Genomic DNA, 8,067 nt, shown 5'->3' with positions numbered 1-8,067 from the left:
GACTGGGGGTGGGGGTGGCGGCGAGTGCCGCCGCGATGGAGCTCACGGGGTCGGTTCCTTGTCGGCAGGGATCCCGGCGAACAGATCGGTCTCCGGGAGCTCGGTCGGCACGCGGGCCTCCACGAGCTGGTAGTCCTCGGTCGGCCACACCGTGGCCAGGAGGTCGTTCGGCCAGTAGAAGAACGCACTGTCCGGTGCCACCTGGCTGGCGTGGGCGCGGAGCGCCGCGTCGCGCTGGTCGAAGTACTCGTGCACGTCGACGTGCGTGGTCGCGAGGTCGGGCCGGTCGGCGAACCGCTCGACCCACTCGCGCAGCTGCTCGATCGCGGGGCTGTCCGGGTCGCGGTCCTGCAGCGCCTCGAAGATCGTCCGGAAGCGGCGCGGGTTCATCGTGCGCTCGTAGTAGAGCTTGGCGATCGACCACGGTTCGCCGGCCGCGGGGTACGCAGCGGGGTCGGCCGCTGCCGTCCAGGCGGCGACGGACACCTCGTGCGTGCGGATGTGGTCGGGGTGCGGGTAGCCGCCGTTCTCGTCGTAGGTGACGAGCACGTGCGGACGGAACCGGCGGATCACCCGGACGAGCGCCTCGGTGCTGTACTCGAGCGGCACGGTCGAGAACGTACCGGGTCGGACGGTCTCGCCCTTCTCGGCGTCGGGCAGTCCGGAGTCGTGGTAGCCGAGCCACAGGTGGTCGATGCCGAGGGCTGCCTGCGCGGCGGCCATCTCACCACGGCGGTACCCGGCCATGTCGCGGTGCGCACGGCTCGTCGCGGGCTCGCCGAGCTGGTCGTTGAGGATGTCGCCGGCCTCGCCCCCGGTGCAGGAGACGACCAGCACCTCGTGCCCCTCGGCCACGTACTTCGCCGCGGTCGCCGCCCCCTTGCTCGACTCGTCGTCGGGGTGGGCGTGGACGGCCAGCAAGCGGTACGGCACGGGACTTCCTCACGTGGGTGAGCGTGGGCGAGCGGAGGACGAGCGAGGACGGGAAGTGCACAGCGACGCGTGAACTACCCTGGGATCAGGATAATCACCCCGGGAGCCCCGAACTGTCCGAACAGCACCACACTGCCACCCTCGACGACCGCTACGGCCGCACCCCGGCCCGCGCGCGCCGCAGCAAGGCCGTCGCGATCACCGCCGCCATCGCCGTAGTCGTGGTCTTCGCCGCCTGGGTGATCTGGGCGGGTCTCGACCAGTCCGACCGCGGCCTGACCGACGACGTCGTGGGGTACGAGGTCCTCTCCCAGCACAGCACGGTCGTGCACTCGCAGGTCTCCGTCGACCCGGGCGTCCGGGCGAAGTGCGCCGTCCAGGTCCTCGACAAGAGCTACTCGATCGTGGGCTGGAAGGAGATCACCCTCGCCCCGTCCGAGCAGCGCACCCGCAGTGTCAGCACCGAGGTGACGACCACGACCCGTGGCGTCACCGGCTTGATCCACGACTGCTGGATTCCCTAGACTGTCCTGATTCGCCTCTCGAGACCGACCACTCGGCCGGTCTCGTTTTTCATGGTCGAAGGGACAGAAGATGAGCAACGACACGCAGGTCACCTGGCTGACCCAGGAGGCGCACGACCGTCTCCAGGCGGAGCTCGACGAGCTGAGCGGCGAGGGCCGTGCCGAGATCGCGCGCCGCATCGAGGCCGCTCGCGAAGAGGGCGACCTCAAGGAGAACGGCGGCTACCACGCCGCCAAGGACGAGCAGGGCAAGATCGAGGCGCGCATCCGCGTCCTCACGAACCTCCTCAAGCACGCGACCGTCAGCGAAGCGGTCTTCGACGGCACGGTCGAGCCCGGCACCGTCGTCACCGCGGTCATCGCAGGCGACGAGTCGACGTTCCTGGTCGGCAGCCGCGAGATCGTCGCCGAGGGCTCCGACCTGACGGTCTACAGCCCGGTCAGCCCCGTCGGCGCGGCGATCGTCGGCCTCAAGGCCGGCGACAAGGCCACCTACACGGCGCCGAACGGCAAGGAGATCGCGGTCGAGGTCGTCAAGATCGAGCGCTACGAGCCGTAAGCAGCACCACAGACGGACAGGAGGCCCGGGGCGACACCGCCACGGGCCTCCCGTCTGTCCGCTGGTCGCGTCCACGGCCCCGCTCGCCGAGGCGCACCACGGATCCGACAGGACACGCGTCGAACGACTCGTGGATCGTCGCAGGGCTAGTGCTCGAGGAGCTCCGGGCGGAAGCCGACCTCGTGCAGGCGCTGGATGACCTCCTGCGCGTGCTCGGGGCCACGCGCCTCGATCGACAGGTCGAGGGCCACTTCGTTGATGACCAGGCCCTGTCCGTGGCGGGTGTGCAGGACCTCGACCACGTTCGCGCCGGCGTCCGAGATCACCTGGGCGACCCGGGCGAGCTGGCCGGGACGGTCCGGCAGCATGATGCGGATGCCGATGTAACGCGACGCGGCGACCAGACCGCGGGTGATCACGCGCTCCATCATGAGCGGGTCGATGTTGCCGCCGCTCAACAGCACGACGGTGCGCCCGGTGTCGCGGACCGCGCCGGACATGATCGCGGCGACACCGACGGCTCCGGCGGCCTCGACCACGAGCTTCGCACGCTCGAGCAGCACGAGCAGGGCGCGGGCAGTGTCGTCGTCGGAGACCGTGACGATGTCGTCGACCAGGTCGCGGATGATCGGGAAGTTCAGGTCGCCGGGGCGGGCGACCGCGATGCCGTCGGCGATCGTCGGTGTCGTCGTGATGGTGACGGGCTCGCCGGCGCGGATCGACGACGGGTACGCAGCAGCGTTCTCGGCCTGCACCCCGATGACCTTGATCGGTCGTCCGAGCCGCTCGGCCATGCCCTTGACCGCGAGGGCGATGCCGGAGATGACCCCGCCGCCGCCGATCGGCACGACGACGGTGTCCACGTCGGGCACCTGGTCGATGATCTCGAGGCCGAGCGTTCCCTGGCCGGCGATGACGGCGGGGTGGTCGAACGGCGGGATGAAGACCGCGCCGGTGTGCGCGGCGAAGTCCTTGGCGGCGCTCAGGGCTTCCTCCACCGAATGGCCACGCAGGACGACCTCGGCGCCGTAGTGGCGGGTGGCCTGCAGCTTCGGCAGCGCGACACCGACCGGGGTGAAGATCGTCGCCGGGATGCCGAGCTCGCGGGCGGCGAGGGCGACGCCCTGGGCGTGGTTGCCGGCGCTGGCCGCGACGACGCCCTTGGCGCGCTGTTCCTCGGACAGGGTCGACAGGCGGTTGTAGGCGCCGCGGACCTTGTACGCACCGGTGCGCTGCAGGTTCTCGCACTTCAGGTGCACGGGTGAACCGAGCACCTCGGCCAGGAACTGCGAGGTCTCCATCGGGGTGACGCGCGCGACGCCCGAGATGGTCTCCCGCGCCGTCTCGATGTCCGCGAGCGTGGGGATCGCGGCGAGCGTGTGCTGGGAGGCGCTGGTGTCGGTCACTCCCCCATCATCGTCGTTCCGGGCGTCCGCGGCGAACCCGTGACACGAGGGATCGTTCAGCGTCAGCCTGCCGTCCCCTTGACCGCGGTCGGCTGCTCGTCGGTGCCCGGCTTCGGGACGTCGCCACGGCGCTTGCGCAGTTTGAGGATCTTGCGCCGGCGCTTGGTCCGGACGTTCTCGTCGTGCGCCTCCTGCTTGGCTTCGAGCACGTGGTCGGAGTCCATCGTCTTCCAGCGTCCGCTCGAGATGGTCGTGACCATGGAGTTGACGGTGGCGATGAGCGGGACGGCGAAGAACGCGCCCGCGATGCCCGCGAGACCCGACGCGGCCGTGACCCCGAGGACGACGGCGAGCGGGTGCACCTTGACGGCGCTGCCCATGACGAGCGGCTGCAGGATGTGTCCCTCGACCTGCTGCACGACCAGGATCACGCCGAGCATGACGACCGCCGCGACCGGGCCGTTGAAGACCAGGGCGACGAACACCGCCAGGAACCCGGTGACGATCGCACCGACGACCGGGATGAACGACCCGAGGAACACGAAGACCGCGATCGGCACGACGAGGGGCAGCTGCAGGAAGAACGCACCGAGGCCGATGCCGACGGCGTCGACGAACGCGACGAAGATCTGCACCCGGATGAAGCTCGTCAACGTCGTCCAGCCGGCGACGCCGGCGCCGTCGATCGCGCTGCGGGCGTTCTTCGGGAAGAGCCGGACCGTCCAGCGCCAGACGTTCTTGCCGTCGATGAGCAGGAAGATCACCGTGAAGATGACGATGAACAGGCCGGTGAGGATGTGCGTCAGCGAAGACCCCGCACTGGCCACACCGGACAGGATCGAGCCGGAGTTGCTCTGCAGCCAGTCGGTCGCCTGGTTGAGGTAGGAGTTCAGGTCCTTCTGGCTGATCCCGAGCCCGGAGCTGAGCACGAAGTCGCGGATGTTGTCGTACTGCGACAGGGTTCGGTCGCGGAGCGACGGGTAGGCGGCGGCGATCTGGTCGACGACGAGCCAGATGAGCGCCCCGACGGCGGCGAGCCCACCGACCAGGCTGACGATGACGGCGAGCCACTTCGGCACGTGGTGGCGCTGCATCCAGTTCGACAGCGGGACCAGGAGCGCGGCGACGACGATGCCGATGAGGAACGGGATGAGGATCTCGCTGAACAGCGTGACCAGGTAGATGACCACCGCGACGACGCCGACCACGACGAGGATCCGCCACGACCACGCACCGGCGATCCGCATGCCGGGCGGCACCGCGTCATCGACGACGACGGGATCCGCGTGCGGTGTCTTCTTTCCCCAGGCCATGGGCCGATCCTAGCGATCCACACGTCCTCACGTTCCAGATACGGCATACGTTCCGACGCCGCGCTGTCGGCGGGGTTCGGTAGCGTCGGCGCATGGTCAGGTCCTCGCTCTCCGCCGCCGAAGCCCGCCGCGTCGCACTCGCCGCGCAGGGGTTCGGTCGACCACCGGCGACGGCGGTCTCGACGCGTGCGGTGAACGCTGCGTTCGCCCGACTCGGGCTGCTGCAGATCGACTCGGTCAACGTGTTCGAGCGCAGCCACTACCTGCCGCTCTTCGCACGGCTGGGGGCGTACGACCGATCCACGCTCGACCGACTGACCCTCGGCCGGTCCGGGCCCTACACGGAGTACTGGGCGCACGAGGCCGCCCTCATCCCGCGCGACGACCTGCGGCTGTTCCGCTGGCGGATGGACGCCCTGCGGGACCGCGACGCCGGTCCGACCAGGATCGACGGCGTCACCCGCACCGCCGGGGTCCGACGCGAGCTGCACGCGCTCCTGCGTGCCGAGGGGCCGATGCGGGCCAGCGCGGTCGAGCACGAGTCGAACGTCCGCCGTGGTCCGTGGTGGGGCTGGAGCGACGTGAAACTCGGGCTCGAGCAGATGTTCCGCTGGGGCGAGGCCGTGAGCGCCGGACGGTCGGGCTTCGAGCGCGTGTACGCCCTGCCCGAGCAGGTCCTGCCGGCCGGGTTCCTCGAGACGGCCCCGCCGCGCGCTGCCGCCGTGCTCGAACTCGTCCGGCACGCCACCCGCGCCCTCGGCGTCGGCACCCGAGCGGACATCGCCGACTACTACCGACTGCGGTCGGACGACACCGCCGGCGCCATCGCGGAGCTCACCGCTGCCGGCGAGCTCCTGCCCGTGCGGGTCGAGGGCTGGGGTGAGCGGGCCTGGCTCCACCCCGATGCCCGGGTGCCCCGGCAGTTGACCGCCGACGCGGTGCTCAGCCCGTTCGACCCGGTCGTGTGGTTCCGCCGACGGGCGGAGCGGATGTACGGGTTCCACTACCGGATCGAGATCTACACACCGGCCCCGAAGCGGGTGTTCGGGTACTACGTGCTGCCCGTGCTGCAGGACGACCGCCTCGTCGGCCGGGTCGACCTGAAGAGCGACCGGCAGCGTGGCGTGCTGCGGGTCCGGACCGCGTGGCAGGAGCCCGGCGAGCACCTCGATGCCGAGCGGCTGGCCGAGACCCTCCGACGCACCGCCGCCTGGCAGGGACTCGACGAGGTCGAGGTCACGGATCGGGGCACGGCTGCGGCCGCGGTCGCCGGGGCGCTCGGCCTCCCGCTGGTCCCGCACGAAGCCGTCGACGACGCCGATGCCCCGGAGCCCACGGTGCAACTCGACGCCGTCGAGGCCTGACCGGCGTCAGAAGCGGTCGGCGTTCGCCCGCAACCGTGCGATGCGGTCCGGCAGCGGCGGGTGCGTCGAGAACAGCCGGTCCATCACGCCGGGGCGCATCGGGTCGGCGATCCACAGGTGGGCCATCGACGAGTTCTGCGTCTGCATCGGACGGCCGTACGCGCCGAGCTTCTCGAGCGCCCGGGCGAGGCCCTCGGGGTGACGGGTCGTCATCGCACCGGTGGCGTCGGCGAGGTACTCGCGCTGCCGGGACACCGCGGCCTGCACGCCCGCCGCGGCGATCGGCGCCACGACGACGGCCACGATGCCGGCGATGAGCAGCACCGGGTTCGCGCCGCCGCCGTTGTCCGAGTTGCGGTTCCGGCCGCCGGACAGGCCGCTGAAGATCGAGATGCGCAGGAGCACGTCGGCGATCAGGCCGACGGCGACCACCAGCCCGAACACCATCGTCGAGACCCGGATGTCGTAGTTGCGGACGTGCCCGAGTTCGTGGGCCATCACACCCTGGAGCTCCTGGTCGTCCATGATCTGGAGCAGCCCGGTCGTCGCCGCGACCACGGCGTGCTCCGGGTCGCGCCCGGTGGCGAAGGCGTTCGGCGACGGGTCCTGGATGACGTAGACCCGGGGCATCGGCATGCCGGTCGAGATCGCGAGGTTCTCGACCGTCCGCCAGAGCCGCGGTTCGGAGGTGCGGTCGATCTCGATGCCGCCGGCGATGGCGGTCGCCTGCCGAGCGGCGAAGAAGTACTGCAGCACCGCGTAGCCCAGGGCGACGGCGAGCACGATGACGCCGATCGAGACGTTGCCCGCCAGGTAGCCGCCCAGGAGCCCGAGCGCGCCGATGATCAGCAGGAAGACCAGGACGATGACGACGGTGTTGCGCTTGTTCCGCGCGATGGCGCTGTACACGGCAGCTGCGAGGCTGAGGTCAGAACTGGACGCGCGGCGGCTCGGCGATGGCTGCCGGCTCGGCGGTCTCGAAGAAGGTCGCCTCGGCGAAGCCCCGTCGCTTGGCGAACGTGGAGTTCGGGAAGACCCGGATCTTCGTGTTCAGCTCGCGCACGCCGCCGTTGTAGAAGCGCCGGGCGGACTGGATCTTGTCCTCGGTGTCGACGAGTTCGGTCTGCAGCTGCAGGAAGTTCTGGCTCGACTGCAGCTGCGGGTACCCCTCGGCGACCGCGAACACGCTCTTCAGCGCCTTCTGCATGTGTCCCTCGGCCGCGGAGGCCGTGCCGGCGTCACCGGCCGTCAGCGTCTCGGAGCGCGCCTTGGTGACGTCGTCGAAGACGGCCTTCTCGTGGGTGGCGTACCCCTTGACCGTGTCGACGATGGTGGGGATCAGGTCGGCGCGCCGCTTCAGCTGCACCGAGATGTCGCTCCAGGCCTCGTCCACGCGGACCTTGAGCGTGACGAGCGAGTTGTACGTCACCCAGAGGTAGATCCCGATGATGACCAGGATCACCACCACCACTCCGACGACGATCAGCGTCGTGACGAGTCCGGTGTCCATGCGTGGGTGCTCCTTCTCGCGTTCGGATCCGCGGTGCTGCGTGGCCTGAACGGCCGTCGTGAAGTCTACCGACGCGTCCGCAGTGCTCGCGTCGACCGCCAGGGTTCACGGGCGATTCCCGAGTCACGCACACCGGGCGTTCGGGCTGCGGGGTGAACACGACCGGATGCGGGACATCATCCGCGAGGTGTATTGACCCAGCGGCGCACATCACGTGGGATGGAGCCGGTGAGCACGCGAGGGGACAACGTGGACGACCGGGCCGTCGGGGGCGACGGCCCTCGTCGTCGTGGCCGGTTCGTCGCGCTCGCCTCTGCCACGGCGGTCCTCGCCGCGGCGCTGCTGGCGGCGGCAGCCACCCCCGCGTTCGCCGGCGCAGCGACCCACGGACAAGCGGCCACCGCGACCCCCGCACCGAGCGAACTCGTGGGCCCGCCGAGCAGCGGGCGCCCCGGCAC

At 70.5% G+C, this 8,067-nt stretch carries 9 protein-coding genes; 4 read left to right on the top strand and 5 right to left on the bottom strand.

Features of this window, described 5'->3' with window-relative positions:
* Positions 1 to 42: 42 nt before the first annotated feature.
* On the bottom strand, positions 43 to 933 hold the full coding sequence (gene mca, locus GVL05_RS19375; RefSeq protein WP_159574204.1) for a mycothiol conjugate amidase Mca: 891 nt from the start codon (positions 931 to 933) through the stop codon (positions 43 to 45).
* Between the two features lie 23 nt (positions 934 to 956).
* On the opposite strand from mca, the gene GVL05_RS19370 reads away from it, so the two are divergent.
* Both GVL05_RS19370 and greA read left to right on the top strand, forming a co-directional pair.
* On the top strand, positions 957 to 1,457 hold the full coding sequence (locus GVL05_RS19370; RefSeq protein ID WP_159574203.1) for a DUF4307 domain-containing protein: 501 nt from the start codon (positions 957 to 959) through the stop codon (positions 1,455 to 1,457).
* A gap of 70 nt (positions 1,458 to 1,527) precedes the next feature.
* Positions 1,528 to 2,016 carry a transcription elongation factor GreA gene (gene greA / locus GVL05_RS19365; RefSeq protein ID WP_111084815.1) on the top strand — a complete coding sequence of 163 codons (489 nt, stop codon included), beginning with the start codon at positions 1,528 to 1,530 and terminating at the stop codon, positions 2,014 to 2,016.
* A 146-nt stretch (positions 2,017 to 2,162) separates the two neighbouring features.
* On the opposite strand, the gene ilvA is transcribed toward greA, so the two are convergent.
* Both ilvA and GVL05_RS19355 read right to left on the bottom strand, forming a co-directional pair.
* Positions 2,163 to 3,422 carry a threonine ammonia-lyase gene (ilvA, locus tag GVL05_RS19360; protein ID WP_123340649.1) on the bottom strand — a complete coding sequence of 420 codons (1,260 nt, stop codon included), beginning with the start codon at positions 3,420 to 3,422 and terminating at the stop codon, positions 2,163 to 2,165.
* Between the two features lie 62 nt (positions 3,423 to 3,484).
* On the bottom strand, positions 3,485 to 4,735 hold the full coding sequence (locus GVL05_RS19355; RefSeq protein ID WP_159574202.1) for an AI-2E family transporter: 1,251 nt from the start codon (positions 4,733 to 4,735) through the stop codon (positions 3,485 to 3,487).
* Positions 4,736 to 4,827: 92 nt separating this feature from the next.
* Here GVL05_RS19355 and GVL05_RS19350 point away from each other — a divergent pair, with 92 nt between their 5' ends.
* Complete coding sequence (locus GVL05_RS19350; RefSeq protein WP_159574201.1) at positions 4,828 to 6,099, top strand: winged helix-turn-helix domain-containing protein; 1,272 nt, start codon at positions 4,828 to 4,830, stop codon at positions 6,097 to 6,099.
* Between the two features lie 6 nt (positions 6,100 to 6,105).
* Here the strand turns inward: GVL05_RS19350 and GVL05_RS19345 are convergent, their stop codons facing one another.
* Positions 6,106 to 7,008 carry a M48 family metallopeptidase gene (locus tag GVL05_RS19345; protein ID WP_159574200.1) on the bottom strand — a complete coding sequence of 301 codons (903 nt, stop codon included), beginning with the start codon at positions 7,006 to 7,008 and terminating at the stop codon, positions 6,106 to 6,108.
* 19 nt (positions 7,009 to 7,027) lie between these two features.
* Entirely contained in the window at positions 7,028 to 7,609 is a 582-nt protein-coding gene (locus GVL05_RS19340) for a LemA family protein (protein ID WP_111084820.1), read from the bottom strand.
* A 228-nt stretch (positions 7,610 to 7,837) separates the two neighbouring features.
* On the opposite strand from GVL05_RS19340, the gene GVL05_RS19335 reads away from it, so the two are divergent.
* The coding region (locus GVL05_RS19335; protein WP_159574199.1) for a hypothetical protein at positions 7,838 to 8,067 on the top strand (230 nt) is incomplete at its 3' end.

It is taken from the genome of Curtobacterium sp. 18060 (assembly GCF_902706105.1).
Classification (GTDB): domain Bacteria; phylum Actinomycetota; class Actinomycetes; order Actinomycetales; family Microbacteriaceae; genus Curtobacterium.
This window is presented reverse-complemented; position numbering and strand designations above follow the sequence as displayed.

Bases quoted from the DNA above. Each gene is read 5' to 3' on its own strand.
- greA (WP_111084815.1), top strand. From the start codon at position 1,528: ATGAGCAACGACACGCAGGTCACCTGGCTGACCCAGGAGGCGCACGAC.
- GVL05_RS19355 (WP_159574202.1), bottom strand. From the start codon at position 4,735: ATGGCCTGGGGAAAGAAGACACCGCACGCGGATCCCGTCGTCGTCGAT.
- GVL05_RS19350 (WP_159574201.1), top strand. From the start codon at position 4,828: ATGGTCAGGTCCTCGCTCTCCGCCGCCGAAGCCCGCCGCGTCGCACTC.
- GVL05_RS19340 (WP_111084820.1), bottom strand. From the start codon at position 7,609: ATGGACACCGGACTCGTCACGACGCTGATCGTCGTCGGAGTGGTGGTG.